At 34.7% G+C, this 15,955-nt stretch carries 26 protein-coding genes; 24 read left to right on the top strand and 2 right to left on the bottom strand.

Annotated features, from left to right (window positions below; all coding sequences use genetic code 11):
- Positions 1 to 23 precede the first annotated feature (23 nt).
- The gene (locus tag HYI43_03765; GenBank protein ID UDI77713.1) at positions 24 to 875 is read right to left on the bottom strand and encodes a GNAT family N-acetyltransferase; all 852 of its coding nucleotides are present in this window, start codon (positions 873 to 875) and stop codon (positions 24 to 26) included.
- 148 nt (positions 876 to 1,023) lie between these two features.
- Here HYI43_03765 and HYI43_03770 point away from each other — a divergent pair, with 148 nt between their 5' ends.
- Together HYI43_03770 and HYI43_03775 are read left to right on the top strand one after the other, a co-directional pair.
- A complete protein-coding gene (locus HYI43_03770) occupies positions 1,024 to 3,159 on the top strand; it encodes a DNA topoisomerase III (protein ID UDI77714.1) in 2,136 nt (711 codons plus the stop codon).
- Between the two features lie 113 nt (positions 3,160 to 3,272).
- Positions 3,273 to 4,607 carry an NCS2 family permease gene (locus HYI43_03775; protein UDI77715.1) on the top strand — a complete coding sequence of 445 codons (1,335 nt, stop codon included), beginning with the start codon at positions 3,273 to 3,275 and terminating at the stop codon, positions 4,605 to 4,607.
- Between the two features lie 65 nt (positions 4,608 to 4,672).
- On the opposite strand, the gene HYI43_03780 is transcribed toward HYI43_03775, so the two are convergent.
- Positions 4,673 to 5,068, bottom strand: a complete 396-nt coding sequence (locus HYI43_03780) for a hypothetical protein (GenBank protein UDI77716.1) — start codon at positions 5,066 to 5,068, stop codon at positions 4,673 to 4,675.
- A 378-nt stretch (positions 5,069 to 5,446) separates the two neighbouring features.
- Here HYI43_03780 and rpsJ point away from each other — a divergent pair, with 378 nt between their 5' ends.
- The 22 genes from rpsJ (at position 5,447) to secY (ending at position 15,954) form a co-directional block, all read left to right on the top strand.
- Positions 5,447 to 5,755 carry a 30S ribosomal protein S10 gene (gene rpsJ / locus HYI43_03785; protein ID UDI77717.1) on the top strand — a complete coding sequence of 103 codons (309 nt, stop codon included), beginning with the start codon at positions 5,447 to 5,449 and terminating at the stop codon, positions 5,753 to 5,755.
- 26 nt (positions 5,756 to 5,781) lie between these two features.
- Entirely contained in the window at positions 5,782 to 6,444 is a 663-nt protein-coding gene (rplC, locus tag HYI43_03790; GenBank protein UDI77718.1) for a 50S ribosomal protein L3, read from the top strand.
- A 27-nt stretch (positions 6,445 to 6,471) separates the two neighbouring features.
- On the top strand, positions 6,472 to 7,095 hold the full coding sequence (rplD, locus tag HYI43_03795; GenBank protein ID UDI77719.1) for a 50S ribosomal protein L4: 624 nt from the start codon (positions 6,472 to 6,474) through the stop codon (positions 7,093 to 7,095).
- Positions 7,095 to 7,370: a 50S ribosomal protein L23 gene (rplW, locus tag HYI43_03800; protein UDI77720.1), complete on the top strand. Its 276-nt coding sequence runs from the start codon at positions 7,095 to 7,097 to the stop codon at positions 7,368 to 7,370. Before rplD ends, rplW begins: the two co-directional genes overlap by 1 nt.
- A 42-nt stretch (positions 7,371 to 7,412) precedes the next feature.
- A complete protein-coding gene (gene rplB / locus HYI43_03805; GenBank protein ID UDI77721.1) occupies positions 7,413 to 8,246 on the top strand; it encodes a 50S ribosomal protein L2 in 834 nt (277 codons plus the stop codon).
- A 64-nt stretch (positions 8,247 to 8,310) separates the two neighbouring features.
- Entirely contained in the window at positions 8,311 to 8,589 is a 279-nt protein-coding gene (gene rpsS, locus HYI43_03810; protein UDI77722.1) for a 30S ribosomal protein S19, read from the top strand.
- 27 nt (positions 8,590 to 8,616) lie between these two features.
- Entirely contained in the window at positions 8,617 to 8,970 is a 354-nt protein-coding gene (gene rplV / locus HYI43_03815) for a 50S ribosomal protein L22 (GenBank protein ID UDI77723.1), read from the top strand.
- A 23-nt stretch (positions 8,971 to 8,993) separates the two neighbouring features.
- Positions 8,994 to 9,647, top strand: coding sequence for a 30S ribosomal protein S3 (gene rpsC / locus HYI43_03820; GenBank protein UDI77724.1), 654 nt, complete (start codon positions 8,994 to 8,996; stop codon positions 9,645 to 9,647).
- Between the two features lie 2 nt (positions 9,648 to 9,649).
- Positions 9,650 to 10,084, top strand: coding sequence for a 50S ribosomal protein L16 (rplP, locus tag HYI43_03825; protein UDI77725.1), 435 nt, complete (start codon positions 9,650 to 9,652; stop codon positions 10,082 to 10,084).
- Complete coding sequence (rpmC, locus tag HYI43_03830; GenBank protein UDI77726.1) at positions 10,074 to 10,283, top strand: 50S ribosomal protein L29; 210 nt, start codon at positions 10,074 to 10,076, stop codon at positions 10,281 to 10,283. The genes rplP and rpmC overlap by 11 nt, the downstream gene beginning before the upstream one ends.
- 26 nt (positions 10,284 to 10,309) lie before the next feature.
- Positions 10,310 to 10,573 carry a 30S ribosomal protein S17 gene (gene rpsQ, locus HYI43_03835; GenBank protein ID UDI77727.1) on the top strand — a complete coding sequence of 88 codons (264 nt, stop codon included), beginning with the start codon at positions 10,310 to 10,312 and terminating at the stop codon, positions 10,571 to 10,573.
- Between the two features lie 31 nt (positions 10,574 to 10,604).
- Entirely contained in the window at positions 10,605 to 10,973 is a 369-nt protein-coding gene (rplN, locus tag HYI43_03840; GenBank protein ID UDI77728.1) for a 50S ribosomal protein L14, read from the top strand.
- A 35-nt stretch (positions 10,974 to 11,008) separates the two neighbouring features.
- The gene (rplX, locus tag HYI43_03845; GenBank protein ID UDI77729.1) at positions 11,009 to 11,326 is read left to right on the top strand and encodes a 50S ribosomal protein L24; all 318 of its coding nucleotides are present in this window, start codon (positions 11,009 to 11,011) and stop codon (positions 11,324 to 11,326) included.
- 25 nt (positions 11,327 to 11,351) lie between these two features.
- A complete protein-coding gene (gene rplE / locus HYI43_03850) occupies positions 11,352 to 11,891 on the top strand; it encodes a 50S ribosomal protein L5 (protein UDI77730.1) in 540 nt (179 codons plus the stop codon).
- A gap of 23 nt (positions 11,892 to 11,914) precedes the next feature.
- Positions 11,915 to 12,100 carry a type Z 30S ribosomal protein S14 gene (locus HYI43_03855; protein UDI77731.1) on the top strand — a complete coding sequence of 62 codons (186 nt, stop codon included), beginning with the start codon at positions 11,915 to 11,917 and terminating at the stop codon, positions 12,098 to 12,100.
- A 31-nt stretch (positions 12,101 to 12,131) separates the two neighbouring features.
- Complete coding sequence (gene rpsH / locus HYI43_03860; GenBank protein UDI77732.1) at positions 12,132 to 12,530, top strand: 30S ribosomal protein S8; 399 nt, start codon at positions 12,132 to 12,134, stop codon at positions 12,528 to 12,530.
- 24 nt (positions 12,531 to 12,554) lie between these two features.
- Complete coding sequence (gene rplF / locus HYI43_03865; GenBank protein UDI77733.1) at positions 12,555 to 13,091, top strand: 50S ribosomal protein L6; 537 nt, start codon at positions 12,555 to 12,557, stop codon at positions 13,089 to 13,091.
- A 31-nt stretch (positions 13,092 to 13,122) separates the two neighbouring features.
- Positions 13,123 to 13,485, top strand: coding sequence for a 50S ribosomal protein L18 (gene rplR / locus HYI43_03870; GenBank protein ID UDI77734.1), 363 nt, complete (start codon positions 13,123 to 13,125; stop codon positions 13,483 to 13,485).
- Between the two features lie 20 nt (positions 13,486 to 13,505).
- Complete coding sequence (gene rpsE / locus HYI43_03875; GenBank protein ID UDI77735.1) at positions 13,506 to 14,006, top strand: 30S ribosomal protein S5; 501 nt, start codon at positions 13,506 to 13,508, stop codon at positions 14,004 to 14,006.
- Between the two features lie 16 nt (positions 14,007 to 14,022).
- Positions 14,023 to 14,202, top strand: a complete 180-nt coding sequence (gene rpmD / locus HYI43_03880) for a 50S ribosomal protein L30 (protein ID UDI77736.1) — start codon at positions 14,023 to 14,025, stop codon at positions 14,200 to 14,202.
- A gap of 19 nt (positions 14,203 to 14,221) precedes the next feature.
- Positions 14,222 to 14,662, top strand: a complete 441-nt coding sequence (gene rplO, locus HYI43_03885; GenBank protein UDI77737.1) for a 50S ribosomal protein L15 — start codon at positions 14,222 to 14,224, stop codon at positions 14,660 to 14,662.
- The gene (gene secY, locus HYI43_03890) at positions 14,662 to 15,954 is read left to right on the top strand and encodes a preprotein translocase subunit SecY (GenBank protein UDI77738.1); all 1,293 of its coding nucleotides are present in this window, start codon (positions 14,662 to 14,664) and stop codon (positions 15,952 to 15,954) included. Before rplO ends, secY begins: the two co-directional genes overlap by 1 nt.
- Position 15,955 lies beyond the last annotated feature (1 nt).

Genomic DNA, 15,955 nt, shown 5'->3' on the forward strand with positions numbered 1-15,955 from the left:
GATTATTAGAAATTTTGTTGTATTTATAATTTGTATTTTTTGTATTCAGTGTCTATTTCAAAACCCAATTCATTAAACCGTTCGACAAGCGTTGCATTTTTACTACGAATTTTAAAATAAACCTTACTTAAATTAAAATGATTGAAAGCATAATTAATGGAATAAGATAGTAAATCAAATGCAATTCCTTTGAGACGATAGTCAGAATGGGAACTAAAATAACGTATCTCAGCAATAGATTGTTGTGAATCAATCTGTAAATAAAGGTAACCTTTTAGCAATCCCTCACTAACAAATAGAAATAATCGATTATTTTCATCTAAAGATTCTATGATTTCTTTAGGTGTTAGTGCGTTATGTTTAAATGTTTGTTCATGTAATTTACTAAAGGCTCTTTGGAACCCAGGTTGATAGTCAATAATATTTACGTCAGGTTCGGTTTTATCAATAGGTTTATAAACATTAAGATAGTAGTCTGTAAAATTATAATTCGCGCCTATCGATTTCATAATTGTTTTAGAATTATGTGTGCACTCATCATACGAAAAGTTAAATATAGCGTTTGGAGATTGGGCAATTTTAAAAGATGAAAATAATTCAATAAAGTGTTCAGTGTCAAAATGAAACGTATCATTTACATAAGGTCCAAGTACTTTAAATTTATCAGTTTCATAATTAATCCCCGTGATTAATGCGACAATAGTTTCATCTTCTATCATACAGTATACACCACAAGTATTTATGGATTCTTGAAGTAACTGTTTAACATCATCTTGTACTTTAGCTATTTTATATATATAAGACGCATATTCATCAGATGACGAATTAATAAAAGATATGATTTGGTTCAGGTCACTTACTTTAACAATTTGCATAGCGTACCTCCATTTCATTATCACTTTGATAAATTAATTATATTGTTATTTGGAAGTAAATGAAAGGTTGGACTATTGTCTATCGTGTTACAATTATAATCGTATTGAAAATCAAAGGGAAATAAAGGTATTTTGAAAGGAAAGTTTTATGAAATCATTAATCTTAGCAGAAAAACCTTCAGTAGCAAGAGATATTGCTGAAGCGTTAAATATTAAAGGTAAACGTAATGGCTATATAGAAAATGAACGTTATATAGTTACCTGGGCACTAGGTCACTTAGTTACGAATGCGCAACCTGAACATTATGATAAAGCATATAAAGAGTGGAAACTTGAAGATTTACCAATTATCCCTAAACAGATGCAAACAATTGTTATTGGTAAAACAAGTAAACAATTTAAAACGGTAAAGTCTCTGATCTTAAATAAAGAAGTTAAAGAAATTATTATCGCTACGGATGCGGGAAGAGAAGGGGAACTAGTTGCACGACTTATTTTAGATAAAGTTCGTACCAGTAAGACTATTAAACGATTATGGATTAGTTCAGTAACTAAAAAAGCTATTCAACAAGGGTTCAAACATCTTAAAGATGGTAAAGCGTATCAAAATTTATATGAAGCGGCTTTAGCAAGAAGTGAAGCGGATTGGATTGTAGGAATTAATGCTACGCGTGCACTAACTACGAAATATGATGCACAATTATCATTAGGACGTGTTCAGACACCAACGATACAACTAGTCAACGCCAGACAGCAAGCAATAAATCACTTTAAACCGAAAAAGTATTATACATTAACAGCTGATATCGATGGACTTACGTTTCAATTAAAAACGAATAATCAATATATGTCTAAAGAAGTCATAAGTCAAATTGCTGATGAAATTAGAGGTAGTGAAGTCATCATAAATAATGTTGATTCGAAAAAGAAAAAAAGTTATCCTAAGTCACTTTACAATTTGACGGATTTACAACAAGAGGCTTACCAACGATTCAAGATGGGGCCTAAAGAAACACTCAATACGATTCAAAATTTATATGAACGTCATAAAGTGCTCACATATCCTCGTACAGATTCAAATTATTTAACAGATGATATGGTAGATACGATTAAAGAAAGATTACAAGCTTTATTGGCTACTGATTATAAAGCGCAAATAAGACCATTAATAGGGCAATCCTATTCTAGTAAAATGCGTATATTTAATAACAGTAAAGTCTCTGATCACCATGCAATAATTCCAACAGAAGTGCGACCTGATATGCAAAGTTTAAGTAATAGAGAAAGCAAAGTTTATATGATGGTAGCTGAAAGATTTATAGCGTCTTTAATGGCGCCTCATGAATTTGAAGCAGTCAAAGTTGATGCTAATGTTGGGAATCATGTTTTAGTATTAAATGAAAAGATTACTCGCCAATTAGGCTTCAAGGCACTTACGAAAGATAGTAATGATGTTGTAAAGGAAAGTCATTTTAAAAAAGGTGAAAAACATCGTTTGCAAAATATTAAAGTGAACGAACATGAAACAACGCCTCCAGAATACTTTAATGAAGGTTCATTATTGAAGGCGATGGAGAATCCGCAAAATTATATTCAGCTTAATGATAAGAAACATGCGAACACACTCAAGCAAACAGGTGGTATTGGGACAGTCGCAACTAGAGCTGATATCATAGAAAAACTATTTAATATCAATGCGATTGAATCTAGAGACGGGAAAATTAAGGTAACTACAAAAGGAAAACAAATACTAGACCTTGCGCCTCAAGAGCTAACTTCACCATTATTAACGGCTGAATGGGAAGAAAAATTATTATTAATAGAAAAAGGAAAATATAATTCGCGACGTTTTATCGATGAAATGAAAGCATTCACTCAATCAATTGTTAATACGATTAAAACAAGTGAACAAAAATATAAGCATGATAATTTAACAACTACTGAATGTCCAACTTGTGGGAAATTTATGATAAAGGTTAAAACTAAAAATGGACAGATGTTAGTATGTCAAGATCCTTCATGTAAAACTAAAAAAAATGTACAACGAAAAACAAATGCACGTTGCCCAAATTGTAAAAAGAAAATGACTTTATTCGGTAGAGGTAAGGATGCAGTTTATCGATGTGTATGTGGCCACACAGAAACACAAGAACAAATGGATAAACGCTTTAAGAATAAGTCCAATAGCAAAGTTTCGAAAAAAGAAATGAAAAAATATATGAATAAAGAGGATTCACTTGAAAATAATCCGTTTAAAGATGCATTAAAAAACTTGAGATTATAGTTCAAAATCGAACTTAAATGATATCTTTTTGATAAAAGTTCGTTTTTAGTATTGTGTTTTTCAAAAAGTAATATTAAAATATTAAAGTATTTCAATAAAAGGAGTTTAAAGCCGTGAAAAAATACTTTCAGTTCGACAAATACGGTACTAACTATAAGAAAGAGATAATTGGTGGTATCACAACTTTCTTATCAATGGCATATATTTTAGCAGTTAATCCGCAAGTTTTAAGTTTAGCAGGCGTTAAAGGCGTTTCAGCCGACATGAAAATGGATCAAGGTGCTATATTTGTTGCTACAGCTTTAGCAGCATTTGTTGGTTCACTATTTATGGGACTTATCGCTAGGTATCCAATTGCTCTAGCACCTGGTATGGGATTAAACGCGTTCTTTGCATTTACAGTTGTTTTAACTATGGGTATACCTTGGCAGATTGGCTTAACAGGCGTATTATTCTCTGGTTTATTCTTTGCCATATTAACGATGACAGGGCTAAGGGAGACAATCATCAATGCCATTCCATATCAGATGAAAATGGCAGTGTCCGCAGGGATTGGTTTGTTTATCACGTTTGTAGGACTTCAAAGCGCTGGTATAATTGTTAAAAATGATTCCACTTTAGTTACGCTAGGTCATTTAACTAAAGGACCGGTATTATTAGCCATCTTTGGTATTATCATCACAATTATTTTATATGCAAGAAAAGTTCCAGGTTCAATCTTCATCGGAATGATTATCACTGCAATTGTAGGGATGATAACTGGATTGATACATACGCCATCTGGTGTTATTGGAGAAATTCCTAGTATTAAACCAACATTTGGTGCAGCTTTTGAAGCATTTAAAGATCCAAGTCAATTATTCACAATTCAATTTTTAATTGTAATCTTAACTTTCTTCTTCATTGATTTCTTTGATACTGCAGGTACATTAGTAGCAGTGGCATCACAAGCGGGGATTATGAAAGATAATAAATTACCTAGAGCAGGACGAGCATTATTTGCTGATTCATTAGCAACGATTGTTGGTGCAGTTTTTGGTACTACAACGACTACATCTTATATTGAATCAACATCTGGTGTAGCTGTTGGAGCTAGAACTGGGTTTGCAAGTATCGTAACAGGTTTCTGTTTCTTATTAGCACTTTTCTTTAGTCCATTAATTGAAGTGGTTACAAGTGCAGTAACTACACCTGCATTAGTAGTTGTAGGTATCTTAATGGCTTCAAACTTTGCTGAAATTAATTGGAAGAAATTTGAAGTTGCAGTTCCTGCATTTATTACAATTATTATGATGCCTTTATCATATTCAATTGCGACAGGTATTGCATGCGGATTTGTATTTTATCCTATTACAATGTTAATTACTAAAAAACATAAAGAAGTGCACCCAATTATGTATTTCTTAATGGTATTGTTCATATTGTACTTTATCTTTGTACACGGCTAATAAAAAATAAAATTAAAAGGGCGGTTTTCTCTAAAATAGAGAAAACTGCCCTTTATCTATGTCATCTATTTATTTTTATAATGTTCATCTTTATATTGAGTATATATTACTCTTGCATCTTTATTAGGAAAATAAGTTGGCGCACTTAAAACGATAAACACAAAGAATACCATTAAAAAGAAAAGTACCCAATGAGTAAACATCCCAATAATAGGGATAAAGGCGATAAATGATCCAATCACTCCAATAAGTGGAATAATTGCCATCGGTTTAATTGCATTTTGTCGATCAACTATTAGAATGATAAACAATATTAGATATAACAGTGCATTAAATAAAAGAGGCTGCCAACCAAAACTAACTATTACACTCCCACCTAAAAAAGGAATCCCATAGAAGAATTCAAATGCAAGTAATATGATGCTAATAATAGATAGTGTAGCCTTAATATTTCTTTTCAAGTTTATTCACCTCCGTGAAATAGTTTGATTGTATTTAAAATAAACGATATATACTATAGTAGATTTTACATAACTAATACGTTCTACATTAATATTATAATTGAAATTTTAAAAAAGGGAAAAAATTTACTTAAAAAGGTTGAAGTACATGATTATTTCAAGTACAATACTAAAGTATGTGTTAGACAAGAGTACAAAAGTTATAGAAAAGCCTTGATTTATCAATGTTTTTCATGTAACATATCTAATGTTGGACTTGATGAAAGCGATGAAGCGAAAGGTTACTGACACACCCGGCCGCTTTGCCATGGCGCTGTGTAAGATAGTTTTCGTGGAGAAGTCTATCACTCAAATGTAGACGAATAAGGAGGGAAAATTATGGCAAAACAAAAAATCAGAATCAGATTAAAAGCTTACGATCACCGTGTGATTGATCAATCAGCAGAGAAAATTGTTGAAACTGCAAAACGTTCTGGTGCAGATGTTTCTGGACCAATTCCATTGCCAACTGAGAAATCAGTTTACACAATTATCCGTGCGGTGCATAAGTATAAAGATTCTCGTGAACAATTCGAACAACGTACACATAAACGTTTAATCGATATTGTTAACCCAACACCAAAAACAGTTGATGCTTTAATGGGCTTAAACTTACCATCTGGTGTAGACATCGAAATTAAATTATAAGATAAATTTTAGGAGGTGGACTTTCGATGACCAAAGGAATCTTAGGAAGAAAAATTGGGATGACTCAAGTATTCGGAGAAAACGGTGAATTAATCCCAGTTACAGTAGTAGAAGCAAGTCAAAACGTAGTATTACAAAAGAAAACTGAAGAAGTAGATGGTTACAATGCTATCCAAGTAGGTTTTGATGATAAAAAAGCATATAAAAAAGATGCAAAATCAAACAAATATGCTAATAAACCAACTGAAGGTCACGCTAAAAAAGCTGGCGTAACACCTAAGCGCTTCATTCGTGAATTCAGAAACGTTAATGTTGATGAATACGAAGTAGGTCAAGAAGTCTCAGTTGATACTTTTGAAGCTGGAGATATTATTGATGTAACAGGTACTTCGAAAGGTAAAGGTTTCCAAGGTGCAATTAAACGTCATGGCCAAGCACGCGGACCAATGGCTCACGGTTCTCATTTCCATAGAGCACCAGGTTCAGTAGGTATGGCTTCAGATGCTTCAAGAGTATTTAAAGGTCAAAAAATGCCTGGACGTATGGGTGGTAACACAGTTACTGTTCAAAACTTAGAAGTAGTTCAAGTTGACGCAGAAAACAATGTTATTTTAGTAAAAGGTAATGTACCTGGACCTAAAAAAGGTTTCGTAGAAATCCAAACTTCAATTAAAAAAGGTAATAAATAATAAGTAGCGAAAGGAGGAAAAAGCATAATGGCTAATTATGATGTATTAAAAGTAGACGGATCTAAATCAGGTTCTGTTGAATTAAGCGATTCAGTATTCGCTATTGAACCAAACAACAGTGTTCTTTTTGAAGCAATCAACTTACAACGTGCTTCATTACGCCAAGGAACTCATGCAGTTAAAAATCGTTCAGCTGTACGTGGTGGCGGACGTAAACCATGGAGACAAAAAGGTACAGGACGTGCACGTCAAGGTACAATCCGTGCTCCACAATGGCGTGGTGGTGGTATCGTATTCGGACCAACACCAAGAAGTTATGCATATAAAATGCCTAAGAAAATGCGTCGTTTAGCATTACGTTCTGCATTATCTTTCAAAGTTCAAGAAAACAACTTTACAGTTATTGATAATTTTGGTTTTGATGCTCCAAAAACAAAAGAATTCAAAAACGTATTAACTACACTTGAACAACCTAAAAAAGTGTTAGTAGTTACTGAAAACGAAGATGTAAATGTTGAATTATCAGCACGTAACATTCCTGGTGTTCAAGTGAGTACTGCACAAGGCTTAAACGTATTAGATATCTCTAGCGCAGATAGTGTTATCATTACTGAAACAGCAGCTAAAAAAGTTGAGGAGGTGCTCGGATAATGGAAGCAAGAGATGTTCTTAAGCGCCCCGTAATCACTGAAAAATCTTCTGAAGCTATGGCTGAAGATAAATATACTTTCGACGTAGATACTCGTGCTAATAAAACACAAGTTAAAATTGCAGTTGAAGAAATCTTCGATGTAAAAGTTGAAAATGTAAATATCATCAACTATAAACCTAAGAAAAAACGTATGGGCCGTTACCAAGGCTATACAAATAAAAGAAGAAAAGCGATTGTTAAACTTAAAGAAGGTTCAATCGACTTATTCAACTAAAACAAAATAAAATAAAAGTTACCATTAAGGAGGTAAGCGACAATGGCTCTTAAAAAATATAAGCCAATAACAAATGGTCGTCGTAATATGACTAGTTTAGATTTCGCAGAAATCACGAAATCAACTCCAGAAAAGTCATTATTACAACCGCTACCGAAAAAAGCGGGTCGTAACAACCAAGGTAAATTGACAGTTCGTCACCATGGTGGAGGACATAAACGTCAATACCGTGTTATCGATTTCAAACGTAATAAAGATGGAATCACTGCAAAAGTTGATTCAATTCAATATGATCCAAACCGTTCAGCTAACATCGCATTATTAGTATATGCAGACGGTGAAAAACGCTACATTATCGCACCAAAAGGATTACAAGTAGGCCAAGTAGTTGAAAGTGGTGCAGATGCAGATATCAAAGTTGGTAATGCATTACCATTACAAAACATTCCAGTTGGTACTGTAATCCACAACATCGAATTAAAACCTGGTAAAGGTGGACAACTTGCTCGTTCAGCAGGTGCAAGTTCACAAGTACTTGGTAAAGAAGGTAAATACGTATTAATCAGATTACGTTCTGGTGAAGTTCGTATGATTTTATCAACATGTCGTGCAACAATCGGTCAAGTTGGTAACTTACAACATGAATTAGTTAACGTTGGTAAAGCGGGTCGTTCTAGATGGAAAGGTATCCGTCCAACAGTTCGTGGTTCTGTAATGAACCCTAACGATCACCCACACGGTGGTGGTGAAGGTCGTGCTCCTATCGGTAGACCATCTCCAATGTCACCATGGGGTAAACCAACGCTTGGTAAGAAAACACGTCGTGGTAAAAAATCATCAGACAAACTTATCGTTCGTGGACGTAAGAAAAAATAATAACAACTTATTTGGGTGTGCGGCGTAATTGCTGCACGCACATAATAAGAAGGGAGGCGCCCAAATGGCTCGTAGTATTAAAAAAGGACCTTTCGTCGATGATCACTTAATGAAAAAAGTAGAAGCTCAAGACGGAAGTGAAAAGAAAACAGTAATCAAAACATGGTCACGTCGTTCTACAATTTTCCCCAATTTCATCGGTCATACTTTCGCAGTATACGATGGACGTAAACATGTACCTGTTTATGTAACTGAGGATATGGTAGGTCACAAATTAGGTGAATTTGCTCCAACTCGTACATTTAAAGGTCATGCTGCAGACGATAAAAAAACAAGAAGATAATAAATAGAAGTAGAGGAGGAAATCCTAATGGAAGCAAAAGCGGTTGCTAGAACAATCAGAATCGCACCTCGTAAAGTAAGATTAGTTCTTGACTTAATTAGAGGTAAAAATGCTGGAGAAGCTATTGCTATTTTAAAATTAACTAATAAAGCTTCATCACCAGTAATTGAAAAAGTATTAATGTCCGCTTTAGCAAATGCAGAACATAACTATGATATGAACACTGATGAATTAGTTATCAAAGAAGCATATGCAAATGAAGGACCAACTTTAAAACGTTTCCGTCCACGTGCACAAGGTCGTGCAAGTGCTATTAACAAACGTACAAGCCACATTACAATCGTCGTAAGTGACGGAAAAGAAGAAGCTAAAGAAGCTTAATAACTATTTAAGGAGGGAATACTGTGGGTCAAAAAATTAATCCTATCGGACTTCGTGTCGGAATCATCCGTGATTGGGAAGCTAAATGGTATGCTGAAAAAGACTTCGCTTCACTTTTACACGAAGATTTAAGAATCCGTAAATTCATTGATAACGAATTAAAAGAAGCATCAGTTTCTCACGTTGAAATTGAACGTGCTGCAAACCGTATTAACATTGCTATCCACACTGGTAAACCAGGTATGGTAATTGGTAAAGGCGGTTCTGAAATTGAAAAACTTCGTAATAAATTAAATAACTTAACTGATAAAAAAGTACACATCAACGTTATTGAAGTTAAAAAAGTTGATATCGATGCACGTTTAGTTGCTGAAAATATTGCTCGTCAATTAGAAAACCGTGCTTCATTCCGTCGTGTACAAAAACAAGCTATTACAAGAGCTATGAAACTTGGTGCTAAAGGTATCAAAACTCAAGTATCAGGTCGTTTAGGCGGAGCAGACATCGCTCGTGCTGAACAATATTCAGAAGGAACTGTTCCACTTCATACTTTACGTGCTGACATCGATTACGCACATGCTGAAGCAGACACTACTTATGGTAAATTAGGTGTTAAAGTATGGATCTATCGTGGTGAAGTTCTTCCTACTAAGAATACTAGTGAAGGAGGAAAATAATAATGTTACTACCAAAACGTGTTAAATATCGTCGTCAACATCGTCCAAAAACAACTGGTCGTTCTAAAGGCGGTAACTATGTAACATTTGGTGAGTATGGATTGCAAGCTACTACAACATCTTGGATCACATCTCGTCAAATCGAATCTGCTCGTATTGCTATGACACGTTACATGAAACGTGGCGGGAAAGTTTGGATTAAAATCTTCCCTCATACACCATATACTAAAAAACCTTTAGAAGTACGTATGGGTTCTGGTAAAGGTGCCGTAGAAGGCTGGATCGCTGTTGTAAAACCAGGTAGAATCTTATTCGAGGTTGCTGGTGTATCTGAAGAAGTTGCTCGTGAAGCATTACGTTTAGCAAGTCACAAACTTCCAGTAAAAACTAAGTTTGTAAAACGTGAAGAATTGGGTGGTGAAACAAATGAAAGCTAAGGAAATTAGAGACTTAACCACTTCAGAAATCGAAGAACAAATCAAATCTTCAAAAGAAGAGCTTTTTAACCTACGCTTTCAGTTAGCTACAGGTCAATTAGAGGAAACTGCACGTATTCGTACAGTTAGAAAAACGATTGCACGTCTAAAAACTGTTGCTCGTGAAAGAGAAATCGAACAAAGTAAAGCTAATCAATAATCTATATGAAAGAGGAGGTTACAAAAGTGAGTGAAAGAAACGATCGTAAAGTTTATGTAGGTAAAGTTGTTTCAGATAAAATGGACAAAACTATCACTGTATTAGTTGAAACTTACAAAACACACAAATTATACGGTAAACGTGTAAAATACTCTAAAAAATACAAAACTCATGATGAAAACAATTCAGCTAAATTAGGAGACATTGTTAAAATTCAAGAAACTCGTCCTTTATCAGCATCAAAACGTTTTCGTTTAGTAGAAATTGTTGAAGAGTCAGTAATTATTTAATACAAGATTAGAGATAAGGGAGGTTTAACTAATGATCCAACAAGAAACTCGTTTAAAAGTAGCAGACAACTCTGGTGCTCGTGAAGTTCTTACAATTAAAGTATTAGGTGGATCTGGTCGCAAAACAGCTAACATCGGCGATGTTATCGTATGTACTGTTAAAAATGCAACACCAGGTGGCGTTGTTAAAAAAGGTGACGTAGTCAAAGCTGTTGTCGTTAGAACTAAATCAGGCGTTCGCCGTAATGACGGTTCTTATATCAAGTTTGATGAAAATGCATGTGTCATTATTCGTGATGACAAAGGCCCACGTGGTACTCGTATCTTTGGTCCTGTTGCTCGTGAATTACGTGAAGGCAACTTCATGAAAATCGTATCATTAGCACCAGAAGTACTTTAATTTATAAAAACCATATCATTTAAGGAGGTGCCCACATGCATATCAAAAAAGGTGACAACGTAAAAGTTATCGCAGGTAAAGACAAAGGTAAAGAAGGTAAAGTAGTTGCTACTGAACCTAAAAAAGACCGTGTCGTTGTGGAAGGTGTTAACGTTATCAAAAAACACCAAAAACCAACTCAATTAAATCCTGAAGGTGGAATCTTAGAAACAGAGGCAGCAATCCATGTTTCTAACGTACAATTATTAGACCCTAAAACAAACGAACCTACACGTGTTGGATACAAAGTTGTAGACGGCAAAAAAGTTCGTATCGCTAAAAAATCAGGCGAAGAAATCAAATCTAATAATTAATAACTAGTTGAAAGGAGGATCCACTTTGAACCGTTTAAAAGAAAGATACAATACTGAAGTTACTGAAAACTTAGTGAAAAAATTCAACTATAGTTCTGTAATGGAAGTACCAAAAATCGAAAAAATTGTTGTAAATATGGGTGTAGGTGATGCAGTTCAAAATTCTAAAGTATTAGATAATGCTGTTGAAGAATTAGAATTAATCACTGGTCAAAAACCATTAGTAACAAAAGCTAAAAAATCAGTTGCAACATTCCGTTTACGTGAAGGTATGCCTATCGGTGCGAAAGTTACGCTTCGCGGAGAAAGAATGTATGAATTCTTAGATAAATTAATCGCAGTTTCATTACCTCGTGTACGTGACTTCCAAGGTGTTTCTAAAAAAGCATTCGATGGTCGCGGTAACTACACTTTAGGAATTAAAGAACAATTAATTTTCCCAGAAATCGATTATGATAAAGTAAGTAAAGTAAGAGGAATGGATATTGTTATCGTAACAACTGCTAACACTGACGAGGAAGCTCGTGAATTGTTAACAAACTTCGGTATGCCATTTCGTAAATAATCTCTAAAAAGGAGGCTAATTAAGTGGCTAAAACTTCTATGGTTGCTAAGCAACAGAAAAAACAAAAATATGCAGTACGTGAATATACTCGTTGTGAACGTTGTGGTCGTCCACATTCTGTATATCGTAAATTCAAATTATGCCGTATTTGTTTCCGTGAATTAGCTTACAAAGGCCAAATTCCTGGCGTACGTAAAGCTAGCTGGTAATATATAAGAGTCTGAAAGGAGGCAACAATCAATGACAATGACAGATCCAATCGCAGATATGCTTACTCGTGTAAGAAACGCAAACATGGTGCGTCACGAGAAGTTAGAATTACCTGCGTCTAACATAAAAAAACAAATTGCTGAAATCTTAAAAAATGAAGGTTTCATTAAAAACGTAGAATACGTTGAAGATGATAAACAAGGTGTTATTCGTTTATTCTTAAAATATGGTCAAAACAATGAACGTGTTATCACAGGATTAAAACGTATCTCTAAACCTGGTTTACGTGTATATGCTAAAGCAAACGAAGTACCTAAAGTATTAAATGGTTTAGGTATTGCATTAGTATCAACTTCTGAAGGTGTAATCACTGATAAAGAAGCAAGAAAACGTAACGTTGGTGGAGAAATTATCGCATACGTTTGGTAATAATAAATAAGGAGGTGCCATAACATGAGTCGTGTTGGTAAGAAAATTATTGACATCCCTAGCGACGTTACAGTAACTTTTGATGGTCATACAGCTACTGTAAAAGGTCCTAAAGGTGAATTAACTAGAACATTTAACGAAAGAATGACTTTCAAACAAGAAGAAAACACACTTGAAGTTGTAAGACCTACTGATTCTAAAGATGACAGAACAGTTCATGGTACAACTCGTGCTTTATTAAATAATATGGTACAAGGTGTTTCTCAAGGATTTGAAAAAACACTTGAGCTTGTTGGTGTAGGTTACCGTGCACAAATGCAAGGTAGTGACTTAGTATTAAACGTTGGTTATTCTCACCCTGTAGAAATTAAAGCTGAAAATGGCATTACTTTCGCAGTAGAGAAAAACACAACAGTTAGAGTATCTGGTGTATCTAAAGAACAAGTTGGAGCAATCGCTTCAAATATCCGTTCAGTAAGACCTCCAGAACCTTACAAAGGAAAAGGTATCCGTTACCAAGGTGAATATGTTCGCCGTAAAGAAGGTAAAACTGGTAAATAATAGATAACTCTATCAAGAAAGGAGTAATACAATGATCAGTAAAATTGATAAAAACAAAGTGCGTTTGAAAAGACATGCTCGTGTGCGTACTAAATTATCAGGTACAGCTGAAAAACCACGTTTAAATGTATATCGTTCAAACAAACACATTTATGCACAAATTATCGATGATGTTAAAGGCGAAACTTTAGTTCAAGCTTCATCAAAAGATAAAGATATCGCAAGTGATTCAGCTTCTAAAGTTGATTTATCAACAAAAGTTGGCGAAGCAATCGCTAAAAAAGCTTCTGATAAAGGTATCAAAGCTATCGTATTTGATCGTGGTGGTTACTTATACCATGGTCGCGTAAAAGCATTAGCAGATGCAGCTAGAGAAAGCGGATTAGAATTTTAATTTAAAGGAGGGACAAATACATGGCTCGTAGAGAAGAAGAAACGAAAGAATTTGAAGAACGCGTTGTTACAATTAATCGTGTTGCTAAAGTTGTTAAAGGTGGTCGTCGTTTCCGTTTCACTGCATTAGTAGTAGTTGGAGACAAAAATGGTCGTGTAGGTTTCGGTACAGGTAAAGCTCAAGAAGTACCTGAAGCTATCAAAAAAGCTGTCGAAGCAGCTAAAAAAGATTTAGTAGTCGTTCCACGTGTAGATGGAACTACTCCACACATTATTACTGGTCGTTACGGTTCAGGTAGCGTATTCATGAAACCAGCTGCACCTGGTACAGGAGTTATCGCTGGTGGTCCAGTACGTGCCGTATTAGAATTAGCAGGTATCACTGATATCTTAAGTAAATCATTAGGATCAAACACACCAATCAATATGGTTCGTGCTACAATCAATGGTTTACAAAACCTTAAAAACGCTGAAGATGTTGCGAAATTACGTGGCAAATCAGTAGAAGAATTATATAATTAAGGAGGGAAAATAGATAATGGCTAAATTACAAATTACCCTCACTCGTAGTGTTATTGGTCGTCCTGAAACACAACGTAAAACTGTTGAAGCTTTAGGTCTTAAAAAGACTAATAGTTCAGTAGTTGTTGAAGATAACCCTGCAATTCGTGGGCAAATCAACAAAGTTAAACACTTATTAACAGTTGAAGAAAAATAATTAAGGAGGTGCCTATAAAATGAAATTACATGAGTTAAAAGCAGCTGAAAGTTCACGTCGTGTACGTAACCGTGTTGGTCGTGGTGCTGGTTCTGGTAATGGTAAAACTAGTGGTCGCGGTCAAAAAGGTCAAAAAGCACGTTCAGGTGGTGGCGTAAGACCTGGATTTGAAGGTGGACAATTACCTTTATTCCGTCGTTTACCAAAACGTGGTTTCACTAACATTAATCGTAAAGAATATGCTATTGTTAACTTAGACCAACTTAATAAATTTGAAGATGGTACTGAAGTAACTCCAGCTTTATTAGTTGAAACTGGTGTAGTTAAGAATGAAAAATCTGGTATCAAAGTACTAGGTAACGGCTCACTTGATAAAAAATTGACAGTGAAAGCTCATAAATTCTCAGCTTCAGCAGTAGAAGCAATTGATGCAAAAGGTGGAGCACACGAGGTGATCTAATGTTCCAGACGTTTGTGAGCTTCTTCAAAACGAAAGAAGTTCGAAACAAGATTTTCTTTACCTTAGCAATGTTAATTATATTCAAAATAGGAACTTATATTCCGGCTCCTGGCGTAAATCCTGCGCCATTTGAACAACAAGGTTCTGATCAAGGTGTCGCTGCTCTTCTTAATACGTTTGGTGGCGGAGCCTTAAAGAACTTTTCAATATTTGCTATGGGTATTATGCCTTACATCACTGCATCTATCGTAATGCAATTATTACAGATGGATATTGTTCCTAAGTTCTCGGAATGGGTTAAACAAGGTGAAGTAGGTAAAAGAAAACTTAGTAATGTAACACGTTATTTCGCTATTATTTTGGCTTTCATACAGTCAATTGGTATGGCATTCCAATTTAATAACTATTTAGGCGGGAAATTGATTATTAATCAATCTGTCATGAGTTATTTATTGATTGCCGTTGTATTAACAGCAGGAACAGCATTTCTAATTTGGCTTGGTGATCAAATCACTCAATTTGGTGTTGGTAATGGTATTTCTATCATTATCTTTGCAGGTATCTTGTCAACTTTACCATCATCTATTATTCAATTTGTGCAACAAGCATTTGTTGGTAATGATGATACAACATTGGCATGGTTAAAAGTTATTGGCTTAATTGTAGGTTTAATCTTATTAACTATAGGTGCTATTTATGTACTTGAAGCGAAACGTAAGATTCCTATTCAATATGCTAAAAAACAAACTGGCCAAAGATTAGGATCACAAGCAACTTATCTACCTTTAAAAGTAAACTCAGCAGGGGTCATTCCAGTAATCTTTGCGATGGCGTTCTTCTTATTGCCAAGAACATTAACATTGTTCTTCCCTAAAGCGGATTGGGCGCAATCAATTTCTGAATATGCTAACCCTTCAAACACTTACGGCATGATTGTTTATGTGATATTAATTATTGCATTCGCATATTTCTATGCCTTTGTTCAAGTTAATCCTGAAAAAATGGCTGATAACTTGAAGAAACAAGGTAGTTATGTACCAGGTATTCGACCTGGTGATCAAACAAAAAAATATATTACTAAAGTACTTTATCGCTTAACTTTTGTAGGCTCTATTTTCTTAGCAGTTATTGCTATATTGCCAATATTAGCGACTAAATTTATGAATTTACCTCAATCAATACAAATTGGTGGTACTAGTTTATTAATCGTTATTGGTGTAGCAATTGAAACTATGAAATCACTTGAAGCTCAAGTGAGTCAAAAAGAATATAAAGGCTTTGGTGGTAGATAAT

The organism is Staphylococcus taiwanensis (genome assembly GCA_020544305.1).
GTDB lineage: Bacteria > Bacillota > Bacilli > Staphylococcales > Staphylococcaceae > Staphylococcus > Staphylococcus taiwanensis.

Bases quoted from the DNA above. Each gene is read 5' to 3' on its own strand.
- HYI43_03765 (UDI77713.1), bottom strand. From the start codon at position 875: ATGCAAATTGTTAAAGTAAGTGACCTGAACCAAATCATATCTTTTATT.
- HYI43_03770 (UDI77714.1), top strand. From the start codon at position 1,024: ATGAAATCATTAATCTTAGCAGAAAAACCTTCAGTAGCAAGAGATATT.
- rpsJ (UDI77717.1), top strand. From the start codon at position 5,447: ATGGCAAAACAAAAAATCAGAATCAGATTAAAAGCTTACGATCACCGT.
- rplC (UDI77718.1), top strand. From the start codon at position 5,782: ATGACCAAAGGAATCTTAGGAAGAAAAATTGGGATGACTCAAGTATTC.
- rplD (UDI77719.1), top strand. From the start codon at position 6,472: ATGGCTAATTATGATGTATTAAAAGTAGACGGATCTAAATCAGGTTCT.
- rplW (UDI77720.1), top strand. From the start codon at position 7,095: ATGGAAGCAAGAGATGTTCTTAAGCGCCCCGTAATCACTGAAAAATCT.
- rplB (UDI77721.1), top strand. From the start codon at position 7,413: ATGGCTCTTAAAAAATATAAGCCAATAACAAATGGTCGTCGTAATATG.
- rpsS (UDI77722.1), top strand. From the start codon at position 8,311: ATGGCTCGTAGTATTAAAAAAGGACCTTTCGTCGATGATCACTTAATG.
- rplV (UDI77723.1), top strand. From the start codon at position 8,617: ATGGAAGCAAAAGCGGTTGCTAGAACAATCAGAATCGCACCTCGTAAA.
- rplP (UDI77725.1), top strand. From the start codon at position 9,650: ATGTTACTACCAAAACGTGTTAAATATCGTCGTCAACATCGTCCAAAA.
- rpmC (UDI77726.1), top strand. From the start codon at position 10,074: ATGAAAGCTAAGGAAATTAGAGACTTAACCACTTCAGAAATCGAAGAA.
- rplN (UDI77728.1), top strand. From the start codon at position 10,605: ATGATCCAACAAGAAACTCGTTTAAAAGTAGCAGACAACTCTGGTGCT.
- rplX (UDI77729.1), top strand. From the start codon at position 11,009: ATGCATATCAAAAAAGGTGACAACGTAAAAGTTATCGCAGGTAAAGAC.
- rpsH (UDI77732.1), top strand. From the start codon at position 12,132: ATGACAATGACAGATCCAATCGCAGATATGCTTACTCGTGTAAGAAAC.
- rplF (UDI77733.1), top strand. From the start codon at position 12,555: ATGAGTCGTGTTGGTAAGAAAATTATTGACATCCCTAGCGACGTTACA.
- rplR (UDI77734.1), top strand. From the start codon at position 13,123: ATGATCAGTAAAATTGATAAAAACAAAGTGCGTTTGAAAAGACATGCT.
- rpsE (UDI77735.1), top strand. From the start codon at position 13,506: ATGGCTCGTAGAGAAGAAGAAACGAAAGAATTTGAAGAACGCGTTGTT.
- rpmD (UDI77736.1), top strand. From the start codon at position 14,023: ATGGCTAAATTACAAATTACCCTCACTCGTAGTGTTATTGGTCGTCCT.
- rplO (UDI77737.1), top strand. From the start codon at position 14,222: ATGAAATTACATGAGTTAAAAGCAGCTGAAAGTTCACGTCGTGTACGT.
- secY (UDI77738.1), top strand. From the start codon at position 14,662: ATGTTCCAGACGTTTGTGAGCTTCTTCAAAACGAAAGAAGTTCGAAAC.